The sequence below is a fragment of the Pseudomonas crudilactis genome (assembly GCF_013433315.1).
Taxonomy (GTDB): Bacteria; Pseudomonadota; Gammaproteobacteria; order Pseudomonadales; family Pseudomonadaceae; genus Aquipseudomonas; species Aquipseudomonas crudilactis.
Map to the genome: position 1 here is coordinate 51501 of NZ_WXVV01000025.1, position 23376 is coordinate 74876.

18 protein-coding genes are annotated in these 23376 nt (G+C 59.1%); 8 read left to right on the forward strand and 10 right to left on the reverse strand.

Going from position 1 to position 23376, the window contains the following annotated elements; all coding sequences use genetic code 11:
- Positions 1–188: 188 nt before the first annotated feature.
- Together GTU76_RS24075 and GTU76_RS24080 are read left to right on the forward strand one after the other, a co-directional pair.
- Complete coding sequence (locus tag GTU76_RS24075; RefSeq protein WP_425503666.1) at positions 189–1490, forward strand: DUF2599 domain-containing protein; 1302 nt, start codon at positions 189–191, stop codon at positions 1488–1490.
- Positions 1491–1523: 33 nt separating this feature from the next.
- A complete protein-coding gene (locus tag GTU76_RS24080) occupies positions 1524–2762 on the forward strand; it encodes a DUF2599 domain-containing protein (RefSeq protein ID WP_016986593.1) in 1239 nt (412 codons plus the stop codon).
- A 188-nt stretch (positions 2763–2950) separates the two neighbouring features.
- On the opposite strand, the gene GTU76_RS24085 is transcribed toward GTU76_RS24080, so the two are convergent.
- From GTU76_RS24085 to GTU76_RS24105, 5 genes are all read right to left on the reverse strand, one after another.
- Complete coding sequence (locus GTU76_RS24085; RefSeq protein ID WP_008082262.1) at positions 2951–3652, reverse strand: ABC transporter ATP-binding protein; 702 nt, start codon at positions 3650–3652, stop codon at positions 2951–2953.
- Positions 3653–4420, reverse strand: a complete 768-nt coding sequence (livG, locus tag GTU76_RS24090; RefSeq protein WP_016986595.1) for a high-affinity branched-chain amino acid ABC transporter ATP-binding protein LivG — start codon at positions 4418–4420, stop codon at positions 3653–3655.
- Positions 4417–5673 carry a high-affinity branched-chain amino acid ABC transporter permease LivM gene (locus GTU76_RS24095; RefSeq protein WP_038358181.1) on the reverse strand — a complete coding sequence of 419 codons (1257 nt, stop codon included), beginning with the start codon at positions 5671–5673 and terminating at the stop codon, positions 4417–4419. The genes livG and GTU76_RS24095 overlap by 4 nt, the downstream gene beginning before the upstream one ends.
- Positions 5670–6593, reverse strand: a complete 924-nt coding sequence (gene livH / locus GTU76_RS24100) for a high-affinity branched-chain amino acid ABC transporter permease LivH (RefSeq protein WP_007918526.1) — start codon at positions 6591–6593, stop codon at positions 5670–5672. Before livH ends, GTU76_RS24095 begins: the two co-directional genes overlap by 4 nt.
- Before the next feature lie 231 nt (positions 6594–6824).
- Positions 6825–7952, reverse strand: coding sequence for a branched-chain amino acid ABC transporter substrate-binding protein (locus GTU76_RS24105; protein ID WP_016986598.1), 1128 nt, complete (start codon positions 7950–7952; stop codon positions 6825–6827).
- Positions 7953–8304: 352 nt separating this feature from the next.
- On the opposite strand from GTU76_RS24105, the gene GTU76_RS24110 reads away from it, so the two are divergent.
- On the forward strand, positions 8305–8625 hold the full coding sequence (locus GTU76_RS24110; RefSeq protein WP_016986599.1) for a DUF2288 domain-containing protein: 321 nt from the start codon (positions 8305–8307) through the stop codon (positions 8623–8625).
- Between the two features lie 280 nt (positions 8626–8905).
- Here the strand turns inward: GTU76_RS24110 and GTU76_RS24115 are convergent, their stop codons facing one another.
- Positions 8906–11104 carry a hypothetical protein gene (locus GTU76_RS24115; RefSeq protein WP_016986600.1) on the reverse strand — a complete coding sequence of 733 codons (2199 nt, stop codon included), beginning with the start codon at positions 11102–11104 and terminating at the stop codon, positions 8906–8908.
- Positions 11105–11299: 195 nt separating this feature from the next.
- Here GTU76_RS24115 and GTU76_RS24120 point away from each other — a divergent pair, with 195 nt between their 5' ends.
- Entirely contained in the window at positions 11300–12196 is an 897-nt protein-coding gene (locus GTU76_RS24120; RefSeq protein ID WP_180699765.1) for an NAD(P)-dependent oxidoreductase, read from the forward strand.
- Here GTU76_RS24120 and GTU76_RS24125 read toward each other — a convergent pair.
- Positions 12087–14369, reverse strand: coding sequence for a putative bifunctional diguanylate cyclase/phosphodiesterase (locus tag GTU76_RS24125; RefSeq protein ID WP_180699766.1), 2283 nt, complete (start codon positions 14367–14369; stop codon positions 12087–12089). The genes GTU76_RS24120 and GTU76_RS24125 overlap by 110 nt on opposite strands.
- A gap of 149 nt (positions 14370–14518) precedes the next feature.
- On the reverse strand, positions 14519–14887 hold the full coding sequence (locus tag GTU76_RS24130) for a YkgJ family cysteine cluster protein (protein ID WP_016986603.1): 369 nt from the start codon (positions 14885–14887) through the stop codon (positions 14519–14521).
- Between the two features lie 301 nt (positions 14888–15188).
- Between GTU76_RS24130 and GTU76_RS24135 the strand changes: the two genes are divergently transcribed.
- A complete protein-coding gene (locus GTU76_RS24135) occupies positions 15189–16538 on the forward strand; it encodes a spinster family MFS transporter (RefSeq protein ID WP_180699767.1) in 1350 nt (449 codons plus the stop codon).
- A gap of 163 nt (positions 16539–16701) precedes the next feature.
- Here GTU76_RS24135 and rapA read toward each other — a convergent pair whose 3' ends face one another.
- Positions 16702–19548 (reverse strand): RNA polymerase-associated protein RapA, encoded by a 2847-nt coding sequence (rapA, locus tag GTU76_RS24140; RefSeq protein WP_180699768.1) that lies wholly within the window; start codon positions 19546–19548, stop codon positions 16702–16704.
- A 241-nt stretch (positions 19549–19789) separates the two neighbouring features.
- Between rapA and GTU76_RS24145 the strand changes: the two genes are divergently transcribed.
- The 3 genes from GTU76_RS24145 to ccoM all read left to right on the forward strand — a co-directional run bounded on the left by GTU76_RS24145 (position 19790) and on the right by ccoM (position 20649).
- A complete protein-coding gene (locus GTU76_RS24145; RefSeq protein ID WP_003222394.1) occupies positions 19790–20131 on the forward strand; it encodes a hypothetical protein in 342 nt (113 codons plus the stop codon).
- Positions 20132–20228: 97 nt separating this feature from the next.
- Positions 20229–20390, forward strand: a complete 162-nt coding sequence (locus GTU76_RS24150; protein ID WP_007918490.1) for a hypothetical protein — start codon at positions 20229–20231, stop codon at positions 20388–20390.
- 145 nt (positions 20391–20535) lie between these two features.
- Positions 20536–20649, forward strand: coding sequence for a cytochrome c oxidase subunit CcoM (gene ccoM, locus GTU76_RS30295; protein ID WP_003222396.1), 114 nt, complete (start codon positions 20536–20538; stop codon positions 20647–20649).
- A gap of 893 nt (positions 20650–21542) precedes the next feature.
- On the opposite strand, the gene GTU76_RS24155 is transcribed toward ccoM, so the two are convergent.
- The gene (locus GTU76_RS24155; protein WP_016982821.1) at positions 21543–23018 is read right to left on the reverse strand and encodes an inorganic phosphate transporter; all 1476 of its coding nucleotides are present in this window, start codon (positions 23016–23018) and stop codon (positions 21543–21545) included.
- Positions 23019–23376: the final 358 nt, after the last annotated feature.

Genomic DNA, 23376 nt, shown 5'->3' on the forward strand with positions numbered 1-23376 from the left:
ACATCAGCACCTGCACAGTTTCATGCGTGCTGGCGGGCGTGTTCTATAGTCAACTCGAAGGCCCCTTTGCCCGGGCCGATTTACCAGGACGGTATCTCATGAAAAAGGATCGCTCGACTTCACCTGTGCTATCGCGCCGGATCTCATTTTTTGTCCTGGCCTGCACATTCCCTTTGTGGTTCGGTTCGGTGTCCGCTCAGACAATCTCCGACCCGCAGGACACCCTCAAACGCATCAACCTCAACTACAACACCCTCAAGGATGCCTGCCAGGAACCCGACACCGGTGCTGCACGCGGCCTCTACTATTGCAGCGGTGTGACCTTGCGCATGGTCAACGACGGGCCCTTCAATCCTTGGGATTACAGCCCGTACGCGATCAAGATTGGCGCGACTTCCTACTCGTGGATCCGCAAGGATCTGAGCACGCGCATCCTCATTCACCCGGCCGGTTTCATTCTGCGCACGCCCACCGATGCGGCGGCTATGAAGCTGCCAGTCAAGGAGCAGGGCTTCACCTGCATCTACGCCTTCGATGGCGGCACCGGGCCTGAACGTAAATGGTATGGCTGCGGCTTTTTCGACAGCCGCGAACCGCCGCGTGCGGCTCAGGGCACCATGAACAACCGCAATGCCGCGCTGGCTTACGGCACCTGCGCCGAAGCCGGGGTCAGCACCGCCGAGCAGTGGACACAGAAATACACCGGGCTGATGAAAGGGCCGATCCAGTACGGCCAATGCTCGTGGAACGCGGAAAAACCCAGCGACTGGAAGGCGATGATCCGGGTCCACGAATCACGGCCGAACACCACCAACAAGGATCCCTTTGCCTTCAGCGCGCAGGTCAACGAGTTCATGTTGAAAAACGCTACGGCGAGCAACGATGGCAGCGAAAACATGAAGTACATCGATGCCTTTATCTACAACGTCAACAGCACGCAGAACTTCGCCACGCGCGGAGATCAGGCGCCCCCGAAACCGGAAAATGGCCTCAACAGCGCACGCAACTTTCAGAAGAAACTCCACGCCCAAGGCTACAGCGTGCCGATCCTGCGACTGGACTTCACCAAGCCGCCCGAGCAGCGTTTCAGCTACGTGGCGGCTGATCAGGCGATCGAGCCAATGATGGTCGGCGGCGTACAGCCGACGCCCGTTGTGCTCGCGCCCAACTACATCGCCTCGGCCAATTGGATCAAGCGTTACGACCCCGGCACGCGCAAGGATGAGTGGAGCTTGAGCGTGGTGCCCACAGCGGCAGGGCGTGCCTTGCCCAACGCGCAACTCGGAGTTTTTTACGACCAGTTGTTCGCCCTCAAAGGGGCCGACAGCAACTGGCGCGACAACGAAAGATCCGTCGGCAGCATGCGTCAGCAATTGAGCTGCGTTCTGGTCAATTACCGCGCCAAGACGCCATGGAATCTCGAGCCGTTTCGCCCGGCTCTGTCGGACAGCGAGACTCGGGCAGCAGGTTGTAATCCGGTCCCGCGTTGAAGGTGTGTTTGGCTAATCAAGGAGATGCAAGCCATGAAAAAACGGTTGAACAGGATCGCTCCATTGCTGATGTTGCCATTATTGGTGCAGGCAAGCTGGGCCAGTGCCGAATCATGCGAGGAGACGCTGAAAAAGGTCGAAACGTTGTACAACAAGACCGTCGACAGTTGCGGGCAGGACCCCGCGTCAGACTGTTCCGGGCTGCTGGTGCGGGGCACGCACCGGGCGGACCCGGCGAAGGGGCAGAAATGGGATGTGTGGAATCCCAGCCCGAAAGCCGTGGAGCTCGGAACATTTGCCGCCTCGTATATGCGCGCCGATGGCATCAGCTATGAAGACCCCGGCATGAGCACGCAGAACGGTTATCTGATTACACCAAGGGATCTGATTCGCGATCCCGAGACGCCGGTGCACGTGTACTGCGCCTTTCCCAATGACGCCTGGACCGACTATCGCAATGACCGGGGTTGTGGCGACAACAAAAACACTGCGCCGGCCGAAGCCGTTTGCCAGGCGATGAAACCACCGATCGCCACGCCGAATGCCTGGGTTGCGCACTTCACCCAATTCAACAACAACCGGCAGCAGGATCAGTTGCAGTGCGGCTTCAATATGCGCAATCCGATGAGCAGCAAGGAACGGGTCGATGCTTTTCGCAACTTCATGGGCGCGCGCAAGGTCATCAACAGTCGCGAGTTTCAAACCCAGACCGAGCTGCGTCTGGGCAATCCGAAAACCGACGAACTGCCGATTCTGGCGTTTTTCTACAGTGACCAGCGTGGCTTGAACGATGCCATGGCCAACCAGCGCGACTACAAGGCCAAGACCGGCAAGGACCGCAACATCATCAAGATCGACTTCCCGAAAACGCCGGTCGCCAAGGCCAGCTTCTCGTGCATCCAGACCGCGACGCCAGCGGCGCCGCAGTTCTGTGAGAAGTACATCGAGTCGAGCACCTGGGTACAACGCCCCGATCCGAAACTGGGGCCGAACACCTGGTCGCTCTCGGTGGTGCCGACCGCGTGCGGGCGTGCGATCAAGGATGACCAGACCGACCGGATGTTTGCCGAGTTGTACAACAAGCACAAAGACGATCAGCAGTGGCGGCAGTACAGCGTCAATGGTGGGTCGTTGCGGCGGCAGATGGTCTGCCACCTCGCGGCTACCTATGACGGTAAGCCTGTGCGCAACAAGCCGGAGTGGAACCTTGAGCCGGCGCGTCCGTATGTCGATCAGGCGACTGCGGTAGCGCAGCACTGCAATCCGTACTAAGCGGTTGCTACAACTCTCCCCTGTGGGAGCGAGCCTGCTCGCGAAAGCGGTGTGTCATTCAGCAAATGTGCTGACTGATACTCCCTCTTCGCGAGCAAGCTCGCTCCCACAGGGGAATTGTGGTGAATGCAGGATTGGTGGATGAAAAAAAAACGGCCCGAAGGCCGTTTTTTGTTGGGTGAAATGCATCAACCGCCGAGGTACGCCTCGCGTACTTTCGGGTCGGTCAGCAGCGCTTCACCGGTGCCTTGCATGACCACGCGGCCGTTTTCCAGTACGTAGGCGCGGTCGGCGATTTTCAGCGCCTGGTTGGCGTTCTGCTCGACCAGGAACACCGTCACACCGTCCTTGCGCAGCATTTCGATGATGTCGAAGATCTGCTGGATGATGATCGGTGCCAGGCCCAGCGACGGCTCGTCGAGCAGCAGCAGTTTCGGCTTGCTCATCAGCGCACGACCGATGGCGAGCATTTGCTGTTCGCCGCCGGACATGGTGCCGCCGCGCTGGTTGAAGCGTTCTTTCAGGCGTGGGAAGAGGCCGAGGACCTTGTCCATTTGCTCCTGATAGTCGCCCTTGTCGGTGAAGAAGCCGCCCATGGAGAGGTTTTCTTCAACGGTCAGACGGGCGAATACCCGACGACCTTCCGGCACCACCGCGATGCTCTTGCGCATGATCTGCGACGAGTCCTGGCCGACCAGTTCCTCACCCATGTAGCGGATGCTGCCGCTGTGCGCCTGCGGCGAACCGCAGAGCGTCATCAGCAGCGTGGACTTGCCGGCACCGTTGGCGCCGATCAGCGTGACGATCTCGCCCTGACGGACTTCGACGTTGACGCTGTGCAAGGCCTGGATCTTGCCGTAGAAAGTGGAAACGTTTTCGAACTGCAGCATTTACGCTTCCCCCAGGTAGGCTTTGATCACTTCAGGATTGTCGCGGATCTGTTCCGGCGTGCCGTCAGCCAGAGGCGTGCCCTGGTTGATCACGACGATGTGGTCGGAAATGCTCATGACCAGTTTCATGTCGTGTTCGATCAACAGCACGGTGACGTTGTGCTCTTCACGCAGCACGCTGATCAGCGCCTTGAGGTCTTCGGTTTCCTTCGGGTTCAGACCGGCCGCCGGTTCGTCGAGCATGAGGATCCGCGGACGGGTCATCATGCAGCGAGCGATTTCCAGACGTCGTTGCTGACCGTAGGCCAGGGTGCCCGCAGTACGATTGGCGAACTCTTTGAGGTTGACCTTTTCCAGCCAGTATTCGGCAAACTCCATGGCCTCGCGTTCGCTTTTGCGGAACGCCGGGGTCTTGAACAGGCCGGACAGGAAGTTGGTGTTGAGGTGACGGTGCTGGGCGATCAGCAGGTTCTCGACCGCCGTCATGTCCTTGAACAGGCGCACGTTCTGGAAGGTACGCACCACGCCTTTGAGGGCGATCTTGTGGCCCGGCAGGCCCTGGATCGGTTCGCCATCGAGCAGGATGCTGCCACCGCTGGGCTGATAGAAGCCGGTCAGGCAATTGAACACGGTGGTCTTGCCCGCGCCGTTCGGCCCGATCAGTGCAACCACCTGTTTCTCTTTGACGGTCAGGGCCACGCCGTTGACCGCAAGCAAACCGCCGAAGCGCATGCTCAGGTTCTCAACTTTCAAGATCTCGCGGCTCATTTTCGCAACTCCATGTGTGGGCGTTGCATCGGCAGCAGACCTTGTGGACGCCAGATCATCATCAACACCATCAGCGCACCGAACATCAACATGCGGTACTCGCTGAACTCACGCATCATTTCCGGCAACAGGATCATCACCACGGCGGCCAGGATCACACCCAGCTGCGAGCCCATGCCACCCAGCACCACAATGGCGAGGATGATTGCCGACTCGATGAAGGTGAACGATTCCGGCGTCACCAGACCCTGACGCGCAGCGAAGAAGCTACCGGCGAAACCGGCGAATGCAGCGCCGAGGGTGAAGGCGGAAAGCTTGATGATCGTCGGATTCAGACCCAGCGCACGGCAAGCGATTTCGTCTTCACGCAGCGCTTCCCAGGCACGGCCGATCGGCATGCGCAGCAGGCGGTTGATGACGAACAGTGCCGCCAGCGCCAGCAACAGCGCAACCAGGTAGAGGAAAATTACCTTGTTGATCGAGTTGTATTGCAGGCCGAAATACTCGTGGAAGGTTTGCATGCCTTCCGCAGCCTTGCGTTCGAAGGTCAGACCGAAGAACGTCGGCTTCTCGATGTTGCTGATGCCGTTCGGACCGCCAGTGATGTCGGTCAGGTTACGCAGGAACAGACGGATGATCTCGCCGAAGCCGAGGGTCACGATCGCCAGATAGTCACCGCGCAAACGCAACACCGGGAAGCCCAGCAGGAAACCGAACGTCGCCGCCATCAGACCGGCAATCGGCAGGCAGATCCAGAAGCTCAGACCGTAGTAGTGCGACAGCAGCGCGTAGCTGTAGGCGCCGACGGCGTAGAAGCCGACGTAACCGAGATCGAGCAGACCGGCCAGACCAACGACGATGTTCAGACCGAGGCCGAGCATCACGTAGATCAGGATCAGCGTGGCGATGTCCACCGCACCACGGGAGCCGAAGAACGGCCACACCAGCGCCACCAGAATCAGCGCAATGATGAAATAGCGCTGGGTGGTTGGCAGAGTGAGGAAGTTGCTCGCCTTGGCCGGAATCAGCGGCAGCCCCGGCGACGCACGCCAGGCCTTGCTGATCTGCTGGTTGAACAGCACGCGCAGGAACATCAGCACCGAGCAGATGGCGATGGTCGCCAGCACGGTCGGGCTGGTGTTGTGCACTTCCAGGTTGATGCCGACGATGGTCAGTTTCAAACCGAGTACCGGGTAGGCCACGGCCCACACCAGCAAGGCACTGAACAGTGCCTGTTTAAGATTCCTAGTCATACTTTCTCAACCTCCGGACGGCCCAGAATGCCGGTCGGACGGAACAACAGCACCAGAACCAACAAGCCGAATGCCACGACGTCCTTGTACTGGTCGCCGAAGATATCGGCACCAAAGGCTTCCGCCACCCCAAGCACCAACCCGCCGAGCATGGCGCCGGGGATGCTGCCGATGCCGCCGAGTACTGCTGCGGTGAAGGCTTTGAGGCCGACGAGGAAACCGGCGTTCGGGTTGATCACCCCGTATTGCATGCTCAACAGCACAGCCGCAACGGCTGCCAGCGCGGCACCAATGACGAAGGTCAGGGCGATGATGTTGTTGGTGTTGATGCCGAGCAGGTTGGCCATCTTGATGTCTTCGGCGCAGGCGCGGCAGGCGCGACCCAGGCGAGAGCGGGAGATGAACAGCGTCAGGCCGAGCATGGCGATCAGGGTCACCACGAACACCACGATCTGCATGTAGGAAATCAGCACTTCTTGTGCGCCACCTGGGCCGAAGGCAATGTTGCCCGGAATCAGGTTGGGGATAGCTTTGTCCTTGGAGTCTTGCGCCAGCAGAACCGTGTTCTGCAGGAAGATCGACATACCGATCGCGGAAATCAGCGGGATCAGACGGTTGCTGCCGCGCAGGGGGCGGTAGGCGATCCGTTCGATGCTGTAACCGTAGGAACTGGTGACGACGATGCTGGCGATAAACGCCGCAGTCATCAACAGCGGGACACTGTCGAGTCCCATCATGGTCAAACCGGCGATGGCGATGAACGCCACGTAGGAGCCAATCATGTACACCTCGCCGTGGGCGAAGTTGATCATTCCAATGATGCCGTAGACCATCGTGTAGCCGATGGCGATCAAGGCATACATGCTGCCAACGTTCAGGCCGTTAACCAGCTGTTGGAAGAAGTGATAGATGTCAGGCATTACAGCGCTCCTAAAAACCTGATACGCATTTCACTGGTGGAGTCATTTTCCCGCCCGGCCCCGTGGATCTTTATCCACTTCGAATCCGGGTTTTGCCAGCGAACCGCTGATGACGGTTTTGAGATTTTCAGGTGGGGAGACTGGCGGATCACGCCAGCGCGGCCCAATACATTCGTAAAACAAAGCCCACGGCACGCCGTGGGCTTTATTGGCAGTCAGTCAGGCAGCGCCTTACTGAGGTGACACTTCGGTTTTCGGCTTGCCGTTGTGCCACTCGTAGACCACGAATTTGAAGTCTTTCAAGTCGCCCTTGGCGTCGAAGCTCAGGTCGCCAGTAGGCGTCTTGAAGGTACCGGCATGAATGGCTTCAGCCACTTTGGTCGCGTCTTCGGACTTGGCTGCCTTGATGCCTTCGGCAATCACTTCAACCGCCGAGTAGGAAGGGAACACGAACGGGCCGCTCGGATCTTCTTTCTTCGCCTTGAAAGCATCAGCCAGAGCAATGTTGGCTGGATCCTGGTCGAAGGATTTCGGCAGGGTCACCAGCAGGCCTTCGGCCGCGTCTTTGGCGATCTGGGTGATCGAATCGTTACCCACGCCTTCCGGACCCATGAACTTGGCTTTCAGGCCTTTTTCCTGGGCTTGACGCAGGATCAGACCCAGCTCAGGGTGGTAGCCGCCGTAGTAAACGAAGTCGACGTTGGCTTGTTTGAGTTTGGCGATGATCGCCGAGAAGTCTTTGTCGCCGGCATTCACGCCTTCGAATACGGCAACCTTGGTGCCTTTCTTCTCGAGAGTCGATTTCACCGCGGTGGCGATGCCTTCACCGTACTGCTGTTTGTCGTGCAGCACGCCAACGATTTTCGGTTTGACGTGATCGGCAATGTAGTTACCGGCGGCAGGACCCTGGGCGCTGTCGAGACCGATAGTACGGAAGATCATTTTGTAACCACGGGCGGTGATGTCCGGGCTGGTAGCAGCCGGGGTGATCATGATCACGCCTTCGTCTTCGTAGATGTCCGAAGCAGGTTGAGTGGAGCTGGAGCACAGGTGACCGACCACGAACTTGACGCCGTCGTTGACGACCTTGTTCGCTACGGCTACGGCTTGTTTCGGATCGCAGGCATCGTCGTATTCAACGGCTTCGAGCTTCTTGCCGTCGACGCCGCCCTTGGCGTTGATCTGCTCGATGGCCATTTTCGCGCCACTGAACTGCATGTCGCCGTATTGGGCTACTGGACCGGTTTTAGGACCGGCGATACCGATTTTGATGGTGTCAGCTGCGAACGAATGGCTGGCAACCCCGGCCAGAACCATAGCGGCAAACAGTTTGGAAATCTGCTTAGTAGCCTTAGTCATAGTGCTCCACTCTTACTGTTGTAATTTTTTTGAGTTCTGGCGCCGTAGCAGCAGAACCGGGTCAGATATCTTTGCGATACCCTCCGGAAATGCCCCCGGCAACTGTACCGGTACAGTGTAGAGCGCCGGTTGTCAGCCTGGGAAGCGGGCGCCGAGGGGCAAAACTTGGGGGTGTCGCATTTTTGAATGAAAAAGACAGAATTGCGGCGGGGCGTTCGTGGGCATATATCCCAATCAGCAGCATTCCTTGGCGTTCCTGCTCTTTTCGTTCGGTGCAGCCATTTGCAACCGGGTTTTTCTGGCGGACCACCGACGTTATCATTCGCGTCGATTTCTTTTCCGGACAGATCCCATGAATCAAGAACCTAGCACCCTCTATGCCAAGCTGCTTGGTGAAACCGCATCTATTACCTGGAAAGAGTTGGAGCCGTTCTTCGCCAAGGGTGCCCTATTGTGGGTCGACCCAGACCTGGATTTGATCACCGCTGCCGAGGCCGTGGCGTCTGATGAAGGCGAGAAAGTGGCTGCCTGGCTGGCCGAAGACAAACTCGCCAAGCTGTCTGAAACGCGGGCGCTGGATCTTTTTGAACGTGATCCGCAACTGTGGGCGGTGGTGGTTTCGCCGTGGATTCTGATCCAGGAAAGGGCAGTCACTTCAGACGCTGCACCTTGATGGTGCGGTTGATCATCAGCGAAAAGTGTGTAGCGCAGTAGCGTGATGGCAAGTTGCCGTAGAGAAACACCACAAGCGACGGTGGCCTCACGGTGACGTAAACGTAACGGGAACAGTTTAGTAAGCAGCCTAACGGCTGCTTAATTGTTTCTGGATATTGGAAAGGCTGAATTCTTCAGGGAATCGGCTGACCCCTTCGCGAGCAAGCTCGCTCCCACAGGGGAACGCATTCCAAATGTGGGAGCGAGATTGATCGCGAAGGGGGCGACTCGGTCGTGGATCAGACCGTGAATGATTTGCCGGTGTGGTTATTGAGGGAAATAACCTTGGTCTTGCCAATCCGGTGACGATAAATCTCGCGCAAGTACTTGATCGACTTCTTCACGCAATCGCGCGACAGGCGAATGTCGTTGATCGAGACAAACTTCTCTTTGTCATTGATCAGCTCGCGGTACTTCTTCTCGTACATCGGTTTGATCGCGTACCAGTTGGTATCAAGGATTTTCGCCGGGTTCTCGAACTCGTTGAGCAGGTCGTCGATACGGTCTTCGTCGAACTCTTCGTTGATGATGAAATCGAGGATCGAGTTGTCCAGGGTCTCGTCGAAACGGTACGGGTTCTTCGCGAAGCAGCGCTTGATGAACGCCACGATCAAAGTCAGGAAGTCGTCCGACAGGCACGGGCTCTTGGCGATCAGGGTGGTCAGCGACAGGTTGGCCGATGCACCGATCACCAGCGCATAACGTTTGAGCGTGGTATTCGGGAACAGGCTGTTGAGGTGGGTCTTCAACCGGTTCAGGTCCATGTACGACAGCTTGTAGTCTTTCGGCAACGAGACAATCGAGACCACCGACGAGCAGTTCTTGAAGAAGTGCAGGTCGTGCAGTGCGGCGGCGTCGTAGCCGGAATTCTTGTACTGCTCCAGCGAAGCGCGATAGCGCTTGGACTCGATCGGCAGCAGGCTGATGCCTTCAATCGCCTGCGTCACTTTGTTGAAGTGCGGCAGGTCGATCGAGCGGAAGAACAGGTCGTCGATGTTCAGGCGCTGCGGCTCTTTGTCGAACACCTTGAATTTGTCGCTGCTCGGCGGCGGGGTTTCCGGCACCACCGATTCGGCGTAGGCAATTGCCACCGGGCCGGCGAGGCTCATGAACAGGTCATTGGCGTCGAGGCGAATGGTTTCGCCGATGTCGATGCCGGCGCGGCGGAAGTAGTTCTGGTCGTAGTCAGTGGTGACTGCCTGCGCCGTCAGAATGTTGAATATCTGCTGCGAGATGTATTGATTGGCGTGCTTCTCCATGGCATTGACATCAATGTTCTGGATGTTGCCGTCATCGCTTTCTTCGGCGTAACGCATGATGTCGTTGGAGATCAGCATCATCGCGTTCCAAGGGCGGATACGGCCCATGACGCTGGCTTCGCTGCTGTCTTCATTGGCGAAGTTGTAGGAGAAATCCCATTCTTCCGAAAGGTATTTGCAAAGCAGGCGACCGGCGTTGATGTGCAGCGCCTCGGACATTTCGCTGCGGTGATCGGAGATGTTCGGCAGCACGCAGATGCCGCTGGTGAAGATCGGTTCGAACACGAACGAATGCCCGCTCTTGCCGTCATGCTCATCCATCGGCTTGGTGTCGAACGTCTTGTTCATGTACGAGTGCTGCTGGGCCAGACCGAACTCCGAGGCCATACCGGAACCGGTACCGCCGCCAGCACTGAAGATCGAGAAATACAGACGCGACTGGTTGGCTTTGATGCCGCAGCTGTCGATCAGGTACGAGTGGATCATTTTCCAGTCAGGGCTGGAGAAACGCTGGGTGTCCTTGTTGAGGATGATTTTCGCCAGGTACTGGCCGAGGATCGGCGCGTTACCGGCGCCACCGGCGTGGACTTCGGACAAGTCCATGATCTTCATTTTGCTGTAGTCGCGCAGGAAGCCGCTTTTCTCGCCCTTGCGCGAGAAACGGATGCGCCCGGCGATGTCCTTGTCGAGGTCGCCGAGCATCACCAGCGGTTCGACCAGGAACACCGGTTTGGTCGATTTGTTCGGGCCGATGCGCAGGTTGTTCTTGATCCACTGCGCCGGGCTGTAACCCTTGTCGGCCAGTCGGCGATCTGCCACACGGTCTTCGTTGTTGAATTCGTTGAGGTAGAACTTGCGCGCGTTGTACACCAACTCCGCGACATCGAGCGCGATGTTGGAGCCGCAGCGACCGAGGCCGATCAGACACACCGAGGGGAATTCCTGATCGTTGTGCTGTTCGTTGTCGCCTTCCAGGTGCGGCGGGCGCGGGAACACCAGATCACGCAGGCCGTCGAGGTTGTCGAGGATGCGGTCGGTGTTGGTTTCGGTGAAGTACAGGTATTGCTGAGTCGACAGCGGGCGCGACGGGACCAATGGCTTTGACGATGACGGGCTGTTGGCGGCGGGGCTCAAAGTCAGATCGGCTACCGCAGTGGCGGGATTGTTTTTAGAAGTCATTGTGCGCCATATACCTGGACTGGTTGGCTCGCTGGCCAATGCCGGCGAACCTCACGGAATAAGATCTCGCGTCTTTTAATTGCGCGAATTGAGCCCGAGCATCAGGGTTTGGCCTGACTGTCGCTGGGGGGAATCCTTTCCTGATCGTTGATGAATCGGCCATTATTCGGCGATCTTTAATCGAAAAGAGGCAAAATGATGTCAACGCTACCTTCGTTGGGGTTCGCCGGAATCGGTCTGATGGGCCTGCCCATGTGCCGGCGTCTGTTGGCGGCGGGTTACCCGCTGACCGTGTGGAATCGCAACCCGGCCAAGTGCGCGCCACTGGTCGAGGCCGGTGCCCGGCAGGTGGCGACAGCCGCTGAACTGTGCGGACACGCCGACGTGGTGATGTTGTGTCTGGCCGATACGGCAGTGGTTCGCGAGGTGGTTTTTGGCGCTGGCGGTATCGCAGAAGGCGCGAAAAGCGGCCAGTTGCTGGTGGATTTTTCCAGCCTTGAACCGACGGCCACTCGCGAAATGGCGGCGCAACTGCTGGAGAAAACCGGAATGGCCTGGCTGGACTCACCGGTGTCCGGCGGCGTGGGCGGTGCCGAGGCGGGCAGTCTGGCGATCATGGTCGGTGGCGAAGCGGCAGATCTTCAGCGCGTACGTGCGGTGCTGCTCAATCTCGGTCAGCGCGTCACGCACATGGGCGGCATTGGCGCGGGCCAGGTGACCAAGGCCTGCAACCAGATGATCGTCGCCTGCAATGCGCTGGTGATCGCCGAAGTGGTGGCGCTGGCGGAGCAGGCCGGGGTCGATGCGAGTCTGATCGCTGAGGCGCTGGCGGGTGGTTTTGCCGACTCGAAACCGTTGCAGATTCTCGCCCCGCAAATGGCCGAAAGCCGTTTCGAACCGATCAAATGGCACGTGCGCACACTGCTCAAGGATCTCGACACCGCCGTCAAATTCTCCCGCGAACAGGGTTCGGCGACGCCGATCAGCGGATTGGCCGCACAACTGATGCGCCTGCATGGGGCGCAAGGCTATCTGGCGCAGGATCCAGCGACACTGGTGCAAATGTACCGCGCGCCAGAATCAACGGATTGACCGCGTGTGAGTGTTTGCGCTGATTGATTTCCTCCAGTACCGGGCGCAGTTCGTCCAGCGGCACCGGACGGCTGAGCAGGTAACCCTGAATGAAGTCGCAGCCTGAGCGCTCAAGGAATTCGTACTGTTCCAGGCTTTCAACGCCTTCGGTGACCACTTGCAAATGCAGGGTGTGCGCCATGACGATGATCGCCTGGACGATCTCCATGTCGGCGGTCGCCGTGGGAATATCGAGGATGAACGAGCGGTCGATCTTCAGGGTGTTGAGTGGCAGGCGCTTGAGGTAGGCCAGCGACGAGTAGCCAGTGCCGAAGTCGTCGATCGACAGTGAGACGCCCAAGGCACGAATCTGCCGCAGCAGCACCAGGGTGTTGGCAATGTTGCCCATCAGCGCATTTTCGGTGACTTCCAGTTCCAGCCGTTCCGGCGCCACCCCGGCGGTGCGCAAGGCACTTTCGATTTCGTTGGCCAGTTCTTCCCGGGTGAGGTTGAGTGGCGAGCAGTTCCAGGCGATTTTCAGTTCTTCGCAGCCATGGCGCGACAGTTCACCCAGATCCTTGCAAGCGCGGCGTAGCACCCAGTTGTCCAGTTCGGCGATCAGGCCATTGTTTTCGGCGATGGTGATAAAGCGATCCGGGGTCAGCAACCCGTGCAGCGGATGCTGCCAGCGGATCAGCGCTTCCAGTTTGGTGACACGGCCGGTTTTCAGTTCGAAGATCGGTTGGTAATACAGCGTCAGACCGTTTTCCTCGCGCAGGGCATGGCGCAGTTCTTCTTCCAGTTGCAGCTCGAAGCTGGCGCGGGTCTTGAGGTTGGAACTGAAAAAGTGCAGGCCATTACGCCCCGCGCCTTTGGATTGATACAACGCCAGATCGGCGTGCTTGAGCAGTTCTTCGCAGGTGCTGCCATCCTCCGGAAACAGACTGATACCGATGCTGGTGGTCATCACCATGCGGCGTCCGGCCAACTCGATCGGCTCCTTCATCTTGAGCATGATGCGTTGGGCCATGTTGCGGGCTTCTTCACGGTCACGCAGGCTGATGAGGATGCAGAACTCGTCGCCGCCGAAACGCGCGACCACGTCTTCATGGCTGCGCACCGAGCCTTTGATGTGCTGGGCGATGACCTTGAGCAGTTCGTCCCCGGCGTCATGGCCGAGGCTGTCGTTGATCCGTTTGAAGTGGTCGATGTCGAGAAACATCACCGCGAGCATGCCGCCTTCGCTGGTTTTCTGGCTGAGTTTCTCGGCGAAAATCTGATTGAAACCGCGACGGTTGATCAGGTTGGTCAGGGCGTCGTAGTTGGCCACTTGTTGCAGCGACATGCGCGCCTGATCGAGCTGGCTGAGCAGGGCGTTGACGCGGCGCAGGTCTTCTTCCTTGTTCTGCAGTTTTTTATCGGCCAGCGCCGCACTGATCGCACTGCCAAGGATCAGCAGGATGATCAGCGCCACGGTCAGGCCCAGTTGCAGATGCCCGTTATCGCCGCCGCTCGCTGTCAGGCCTCCCTCGGGAAGAACCAGATCCAGCGCAGCCATGCCGGTGAAATGCATGCTGATGATGCCGGCGCCGAGTATCAGCGCAGCGCTGTACTTGAGCAACTGATGCGCCACGCCGCTGCCTTCGCTCAGATAGCGGGCCACCCACAGCGCGGCGAAACTGGCGCCGATGGCGATCACCACAGACAGCGCGAACAGTCCTGGATGATAGTAGGCGGTGGCGCTCGACTTCATCGCCGCCATGCCAACGTAATGCATGCCGGCGATGCCCAGGCCGATGACAAACGCGGTTTTCAAGCAATGCAATGCACTCGGCTGCACTTCGCTCAGGGTTTGCATGGCCAGCCAAGAGGCGAGCAGGGCGATCAGCAACGAGAAAAGGGTGATGCCCAGGTCGTACTGAATGTCGATCGGTGTCTGGAAAGCCAGCATACCGATGAAATGCATGGCCCAGATGCCGCCGGCCAGGCAGGTCGCGCCGATCCAGCGCCAGATCCGCCGCGACCCCGGATCTTCGGCATTTACAACGCGCTCAGCCATATCCAGGGTGGCGAAACTGGCTGCGCAGGCGACCAGATACGCAACCATCACCAGGAGAGGGTTGTGACTGCAATCGAGGATGACCTGCCCGCTCTCCGGCAGCTCGGCAACAAACTGCAAACCAAGCCACTCCATAGCATGCCCCGTCTCTGAAGTCGTCCCGAGTGCGCGTTGAACGCAGTTGAATGTCAGGAGTATAGAGGCCGATTTCGGGGTGCAAGGGGTAGTGGCACATTGGCGCTAATGATTTCGGCATTAGCGTCATAGCGATTGGCGCTAAAGGCTCAAGCGATCTGTTCGAAAGGGATGTGCGCCCAGTCCGGTTGCAGCGGCGGCAAGCCGAAACGCGCGCGAGCCTTGTCGCAATCGACATTCTGTTCGCCGTTTTCCCATGACGATTCGAATTCGCGGCAGGGGCTGGAGCGCAATTCATAAATCGAGCACTTCACCTCGCTGCCGACTTCGCCTTCCAACGCCGTGCAGCGTGGCGATTTGCAGTCGGTGCCGTTCATCGCCACCCGACTGGGGCTGATCTGCGTGACCAGTTCATCGGGCACGGTGCCGCCGGAGGAAGCGCACTCACCCCAGAAAAAAGACACACGGAAATGGGAACAACAGGCACCGCAATTCAGACACGGACTGACTTCGGACATGGACGGGGGTATCAAAGGGATTGATCGGGAGATCCGGACGGATCCGGCGGCTATTCTAGGCTTCGCCACGGCGTTGGGAAGGGGGGCGTGAAACTATTTTTTTGTGGCAAGGTTTTGCCGCAAAAGCCCCGGTTTTCGGGGGATTCAAGCGTTATCAAGGGCTTACGTTTCGTTACAGTGCCATGGGCCGATATCAGGCAGACGAATGATCACAGACAGCCTTTGCGCGGCTGACTAGATTGCAGGTTCCGGGCTCGGATGCGTTGGCAGTGAAGCCCTATAACAATAAAGAGACGGACCCATGCAGAACTCGACCCAAGCGGCGAATGCCTGGCGCATTCTGTTCCTGCTGTTCCTTGCCAACCTGTTCAACTTCTTCGACCGCACCATTCCGGCGATCATCATCGAGCCGATCCGCATGGAATGGCACCTCAGCGATTTTCAACTGGGGATCGTCGGCACCGCCTTCACCATTGTTTACGCCATCGCCGGATTGCCGCTGGGGCGGATGGCCGACACCGGTTCGCGCAGCAAACTGATGGGCTGGGGCTTGGCGACGTGGAGCGCGCTGACGGCGGTCAACGGCCTGGTTGGCAGTTTCTGGAGTTTCCTGATCGTGCGCATGGGCATCGGCATCGGCGAGGCCAGTTATGCGCCAGCGGCCAACTCGCTGATCGGTGATCTGTTTCCAGCACACCGTCGGGCGCGGGCCATGGGTATTTTCATGCTCGGTCTGCCGCTGGGGCTGTTGCTGGCGTTCTTCACCATCGGCTGGATGGTGAAGGCGTTTGATAGCTGGCGTGCGCCGTTCTTTATTGCAGCGGTGCCGGGTCTGCTTTTGGCGATTTTCATGTTCTTCATCAAAGAGCCGAAGCGCGGCGCAGCGGAGACCGTGCAGGTTTCGCAAGAGAAAGTCGACAAGCCGATCCGCCGTATTCTCGCGGTGCCGACCTTTCTCTGGCTGGTGATGGCCGGGTTGTGCTTCAACTTCGCGACCTATGCCTGCAACTCGTTTCTGGTGCCGATGCTGCAGCGCTATTTCCTAATGCCGTTGCAGGAAGCGGCGGTGGCCACCGGGATCATTGTTGGCGTGACCGGGCTGGTCGGCTTGACTTTGGGCGGCTGGATCGCCGACAAGATTCACCAGCGTGTGGCCAACGGGCGGTTGTTGTTCGCCGCGTTCAGCCTGATTATCTCGACGCTGTGCACGGCGTGGGCGTTGCATTCGGGGCGGGTCGAGATTGGCGTGTTTGTCGCGGTGTTCAGTGTCGGCTGGCTGTTTGCCTACAACTTCTACACCTGCGTTTATACGGCGATTCAGGACGTGGTCGAACCGCGCCTGCGAGCGACGGCGATGGCGTTGTTCTTTGCCGGGCTGTATCTGCTGGGTGGTGGTCTGGGGCCGGTGGTGGTCGGTGGCCTGTCGGATCATTTTGCCCACACGGCGATGCTGGCGGCGGGGGCTGAGCAGATGACCGAGGCGTTCAAGGCTGTCGGGCTGCATGATGCGATGTACCTGATACCGGTGGCGCTGTTTTTGACCATGGTGTTTCTGTTTCTGGCGGCGCGGTGTTTTGTGCGCGATGCGCAGCGGATGAAGGAGGGGCTGGTTGCGGTGGTTGAGCCAGAAGTTGCAGTAGCGACTGCATAGCCGCCTTCGCGAGCAAGCTCGCTCCCACATGGGAACGCATTCCAAATTGTGGGAGCGAGCTTGCTCGCGAAGGGGCCATCAGCATCAACTAACAAATAACAGACAGACAAAAAGGCCCGCATCACTGCGGGCCTTTTTGTTTTCAGCGATGGAGCAGGGCGGTTTAGCCCGCCACCAACACCCGAATCGCTTCCAGACGCAACGCCGCTTTATCCAGCATCGCCAGACCCTGCTCACGCTGCTCACGCAACGCCACCAGTTCGCTGTCACGCACGGTCGGGTTGACCGCTTGCAGCGCGGTCAGGCGCGCCAGTTCTTCGTCGGTGTCGGCCGCCAGACGGCGACGGGCCTCGGCCACGCGCTCGGCGTGACGCGGGGCGATCTTGTCTTCACCGGCGTTGATCCGTGGCGTCAGCTGATCGCGCTGAGCCTGGATGAACTTGTTGGCGCTGGCACGCGGCACGCTTTCCAGCTGATCGTTCAGCGTTTCGAACGAGACCCGTGGCGACAGGTCATTGCCGTTGGCATCGAGCAGGCAGCGCAGGGCGGCCGGCGGCAGGTAACGGCCCAGTTGCAGCGAGCGCGGCGCGACCACTTCGCTGACGTAGAGCAGTTCCAGCAGCACGGTGCCCGGCTTCAACGCCTTGTTCTTGATCAGCGCGACGGCGGTGTTGCCCATCGAACCGGACAGCACCAGGTCCATGCCGCCCTGCACCATCGGGTGTTCCCAGGTGATGAACTGCATGTCTTCGCGCGACAGCGCCTGATTGCGGTCGTAAGTGATGGTCACGCCTTCGTCGTCGCCCAGCGGGAAACTGGCGTCGAGCATTTTCTCGCTCGGCTTGAGGATCAGGGCGTTTTCCGAATGGTCTTCGCTGTCGATGCCGAACGCGTCGAATAGGGTTTCCATGTAGATCGGCAGGGCGAACTGATCGTCTTGCTCAAGGATCGCCTCGACCAGCGCTTCACCTTCGCCGGCACCGCCGGAGTTCAGCTCCAGCAGACGGTCGCGACCGGTGTGTAGCTCGGCTTCCAGACGCTCGCGCTCGGTGCGTGCTTCGTCGATCAGCGCTTGCCACTCGCTGTCGTCGGCTTCTTCGAGCAGCGGCAGCAGGCGCGGGCCGAACTGGTGCTGCAAGGCGTTGCCAGTCGGGCAGGTGTTGAGGAACGCGTTCAGCGCTTCGTGATACCACTGGAACAGGCGCTCTTGCGGGCTGGTTTCCAGGTACGGCACGTGCAGTTCGATGATGTGTTTCTGGCCGATCCGGTCGAGACGACCGATACGCTGCTCGAGCAGGTCCGGGTGCGACGGCAGATCGAACAGCACCAGGTGGTGCGCGAACTGGAAGTTACGACCTTCACTGCCGATTTCCGAGCAGATCAGCACTTGCGCGCCAAACTCTTCGTCGGCGAAGTAGGCGGCGGCGCGGTCACGCTCAAGGATGTTCATGCCTTCGTGGAACACCGTGGCCGGGATGCCGGAACGCACGCGCAAGGCGTCTTCCAGGTCCATCGCGGTTTCGGCGTGGGCGCAGATCACCAGCACCTTGGTGCGCTTGAGCATTTTCAGCTGATCGATCAGCCACTCGACACGCGGGTCGAATTTCCACCAGCGCTCTTCTTCGCTGGCGTCCGGCTGGGCCTGGAAGCTGACTTCCGGGTACAGCTCGGCGTGTTCGCCCAGCGGCAGTTCGAGGTATTCGTCCGGGCACGGCAGCGGGTACGGGTGCAGTTTGCGCTCCGGGAAACCCTGCACGGCAGCGCGGGTGTTTCGGAACAGCACGCGGCCGGTGCCGTGGCGATCGAGCAGTTCACGCACGAGGCGGGCGCTGGCTTCAGTGTCGCCATCGTTGACCGCGGTCAGCAGGGCTTCGCCTTCGTTGCCGAGGAAACCCTGAATGGTCTTGTGCGCCTTGGCCGAGAGGCGGCCCTTGTCGAGCAGTTCCTGAACGGCTTCGGCCACCGGGCGATAGTTGTCGCTCTCGGCGCGGAATGCAGCCAGGTCGTGGAAACGGTTCGGGTCAAGCAGGCGCAGACGGGCGAAGTGGCTATCCTGACCGAGTTGTTCCGGGGTGGCGGTGAGCAGCAGCACGCCCGGGATGACTTCGGCGAGTTGCTCGACCAGCGAGTATTCCACGCTGGCTTTCTCTTCGTGCCAGACCAGGTGGTGCGCTTCGTCGACCACCAGCAGATCCCAGCCGGCAGCGAACAGTGCGTCCTGCGCTTTCTCGTCGTCGACCAGCCATTCCAGCGCTACCAGCGCCAGTTGGGTGTCTTCGAACGGGTTGGTGGCATCGCTTTCGATGAAACGTTCTTCGTCGAACAGCGCGACCTGCAGGTTGAAGCGGCGGCGCATCTCCACCAGCCACTGGTGCTGGAGGTTTTCCGGGACGAGGATCAGCACGCGGTTGGCGCGGCCCGAGAGCAGTTGGCGATGGATCACCAGACCGGCTTCGATGGTTTTACCCAGACCCACTTCGTCCGCCAGCAGTACGCGTGGCGCGATACGGTCGGCGACTTCGCGGGCGATGTGCAATTGGTGTGCGATTGGCTGAGCGCGAACGCCACCCAGGCCCCAGAGCGAAGATTGCAGCTGGCGGCTGGTGTGTTCGAGGGTGTTGTAACGCAGCGAGAACCACGCCAGCGGGTCGATCTGCCCGGCGAACAGACGGTCGCTGGCCAGACGGAACTGAATGAAGTTCGACAGCTGGGTTTCCGGCAGGGTGACGGCTTCGTTCTGCCCGTTGAGACCGTGATAGACCATCAGCCCGTCGACGTCGTCGACTTGCTGCACCGTCATCTTCCAGCCTTCGAAGTGGGTGATGCTGTCGCCCGGCGAGAATCGCACGCGGGTCAGGGGCGCATTCCGTAGCGCGTACTGGCGGGTTTCGCCAGTGGCCGGGTAAAGCACGGTCAACAAGCGGCCGTCCTGTGCCAGAACGGTGCCTAAACCAAGCTCTGCTTCGCTGTCACTGATCCAGCGTTGCCCCGGTTGATACTGCTGCGCCATGCTGCCTGACTCCCACCTTGAAAAAGCGGGCTATCTTAACGGAATGCAGGCTTCAGGGCCAAAGGATTAGGAACAGCGGCGAGCTTTTAGCCGCGAGCTGCAAGCTGAAAAGAAAAGCGTCATGCGTCTGTTTTCTTCCTGTGCAGGGCACCTGTGAGTGCCAATCAGGTCACAGATTTGCGACGGATGGCTCAAGGCGCCTTTGCCGCAGCCGATAGCCTGCTGACAGGAGACCCTTTATATGTTGCCACCGATGCTCCCCCTGAGCGCTGTGCCGATCACTTCCCAGCAGGATCCGATCCGCCAGCGGCCGGACATTCCTCCGGTGGTGCCGGTTCAGGAAAGCTCCAACGAAAGCACGATCGATCTGCAAAAGCGCGATCCGGAAGAGGACCGCCTGCTGGCGCGCGAAGAACAGCGTCGTCAGCAAGAGCGTGACCGTCGCCGTCGCGAAGCCGACGAAGACCCGGAAGAACACCTGGCTGTGCCCGGTACCGAGTTGAACGCCGACAACACCGTGCCGGTGGTGCCGCTGATGGAAGATCAGCCGCGTCAGGGCTTGTGGGTCGATATCGAGATCTGATCTTCGGCTGGTCAGCGCTGGTGTGACGTTGCATTATTGACGCGGTCCTGCCGGTGATGTGGCAGTTGTGATCCTTTACTGCGATGTACTGAATGCCATGAGCCAAGACGACAAACTGATTGACCTCAGCACTGAGCGCGCCAAGCGGGTGCATGACATAAAAGAGAAGCGCCTGAACGAAGTGCGCCAGGCCTTCGAGCAGGCGATGCCGCTGGGAAAAGCCAAGAAAAAGTCGAAAAACAAGCCGAAAAAGCGCTGATCTGCCCCTGCATCCTTTGATGCAGGTCATTTAATGCCCCTCCTTTATCTCCCTTCGTTGCTGGTATTGATCCCGGTCAATTTGTGCGCCTGTGTGTTTGGTAACTTAGGTCCATCGCAGCAGAGCAGGGGCCAGGAGGCCAGTCATGTTTTTCGATAACGTGGTGTTTGCCGGGGTCCTGACTGTAGGGCTGATGGTTCTGTTTTTTGCAGGGTTTGGATTTTTTATCTGGAAGGATGCGAATAAGCGCAAGAAGTGATTCTTCTGGATTGATGAGCACGCAAGGCATTTTGGGGCGACTTCGGTTGCCCCTTTTTTTTGTGTCTTGGCGGCCTTTGGGCCGACCATGCTCCTGGGGTTCTGGGTGAATATCCGTTTTTGCGGGTGTTGCTGATTACGGTTCCGCCCTTACGGCGGGTCACCTTTTTCAAACGCCAAAAAGGTAACCGAAAAGGCTTGCTCCTGCGTTCGGCCCTCGCAGGCTCGGGTTCCTTCGCTGCGGGATCGATCCGGGCGCAGCGGCTCCGGTTTGCTTCGCTGCACCTCCTTCCGCTGTGTTTGGCTTCGCCAAACGGTCGCTGCGCTCCCACGCCCGGATCAATCCCTCCACTCAGCCTTCCGACGTCGCCTTACAGATCAAGATCAAGAGCAGGCGAGCTGACACTCGGCCTATTGAGTGGTGAAGAGCGGGGCGTGGTCGGCTTTGGATTTGTGGTGGATTTCCCCCTCATCGGAACGCCGCCCGCCCAGCCCTCTCCCGAGGGAGAGGGGGCCGGTTTGTGTGTTTTTCAAAGTCTGAGTTCAACGCGGTATCGCACGTCGGCGTACCTCTCCCAAACACCTCGGTCAGTCCCCTCTCCCTCTGGGAGAGGGCTAGGGTGAGGGGCTTTTGATCTTGCTTTGGCTTTTGCTTTGGCTTTTGATCTTTTGCCCCACCGTAGCGAGGGAACACTGAGCCTCAGCGAAGTGCCGTACGCCAGGGGCAAAGCCTTTTGGGTTACCTTTTCGGCGTTTGGAAAAGGTGACTCGCTGTAAGAGCGAAACCGCCAGCGGCAGCACCCGCAGCAACGGATATGCCCACAAACCCAAACCCCAAAAAACAAAAAAGGCGCGATCCTCTCGAATCGCGCCTTTCTCATGTACCGCTATCTATCAACTACCCAGCGCCTTCGACGCCAGCCAGAACAACCCGGCCGACAGCGCCACAGTCGCCGGCAGGGTCAACACCCACGCCAACAGAATCGTGCGCACCGTGCCACCTTGCAGGCCGCTCTTGTTGGCAACCATGGTGCCGGCCACGCCCGAGGACAGAACGTGAGTGGTCGACACCGGCAGGCTGAAGATGTTGGCCATGCCGATCAGACTGGCGGTGGTGATCTGCGCCGACATGCCCTGGGAATAAGTCATACCCTGCTTGCCGATCTTCTCGCCAATGGTCAATACAACGCGTTTCCAGCCAACCATGGTGCCCAGGCCCAGAGCCAGTGCAACCGCCAGAATCACCCAGAACGGCGCGTATTCGGTGGTGGTGGTCAGGTCTTTGCGCAGCTTGTCGAGGTCAGCCTTTTCACGGGCTTCCAGGCCAGGCAGCTTGCCAACCTTTTTCGCGGTGTCGTCCAGGCACAGCAGGTAGCGACGAACCTCCACACGGCTTTCCGAAGACAGCGAATGGTAGTCCGCTACGCCTTTAAGGGTGTGCAGCAGAGCGGTGATAGTCGGTTCGGTCTGCTGCGGGTTGCAGCGGAATTTCTCCGGCAGGTCGCCTTCCACGCTTTTACCCAGGGCCAGGAATTCACCCAGCGAATCGGCGTTGCGCTGGTAGAACTGGCTCAGGTGCAAAGTCGCATCGCGAGTGCGTTCGATCTGATAGGTGGTGCTGTTCAGGTCGAGGACGAACTGCGCAGGGACGATACCGATCAGCACCAGCATGATCAGGCCGATGCCTTTCTGGCCATCGTTGGAACCGTGCACGAAGCTCACGGCCATGGCCGAGATCACCAAGACCAGACGGTTCCAGAATGGTGGGTGCTTTTTGTCGTCGATCTTGCGGCGCTGTTCCGGCGTCTTGTGCATCTTCGACAGCGGGCGCCACCATTTCAGGCCGATCAACACCAGCGCGGCGATCAGGAAGCCGGCCATCGGCGAGAACACCAGCGAGGCGCCGATGTCGATCGCTTTCTGCCAGTTCACGCCGTCAGCCAACGGGATATCGTTGATCAGGGCATTGGCCAGGCCGACACCGAGGATCGAGCCGATCAGGGTGTGCGAGCTGGACGCCGGAATACCGAAGTACCAGGTGCCAAGGTTCCAGGTAATTGCCGCGGCGAGCAACGAGAACACCATCGCCAGGCCATGGCCGGTGTTCACATTGATCAGCAGTTCCACCGGCAGCAAGTGGACAATGGCATACGCCACGCCAACGCCGCCCAGCAGCACGCCGAGGAAATTGAACACACCGGAAAAGAACACTGCCAGATGAGGCGGCATGGCTTTGGTGTAGATAACAGTGGCTACCGCGTTAGCGGTGTCATGAAATCCATTGATGAACTCGAAGGCGAGGACAAACGTCAGGGCGAGCAAGAGGCTCACAAGCACCCAAGCATCCAGTCCGCTGAATAAATCGATCATGAAGGTTTTCTGACCCGGTCGTAAGGGGGCGCGATTATGCCAGAAAAGACTGGAAATCGATGCCCTACCTGCTCATCGGTTACGCACTTCTTCGATTTAATTTGTTGCAGCGCATGAAAACCAAGCGTTGCGCAGGGTTTTTCAACCTGTTGATTATATTGAAAAAAGCCTTATTTTTCGGGCGCTTTCACCCATGCAGGGTGGTCTCAAACGCTTGTCTGAAATATCTGTGAAACGTGTAGGACGCCCGTCCTCAACCCGCCAGGCCGGTTGATGGCCGCTGCCCGCGGGTAGCGGGCGCGCAAGGCATCGTCGTTCCACCGCGCTCGTAGCCGGTATGGACGCAAACCTTCAAAAG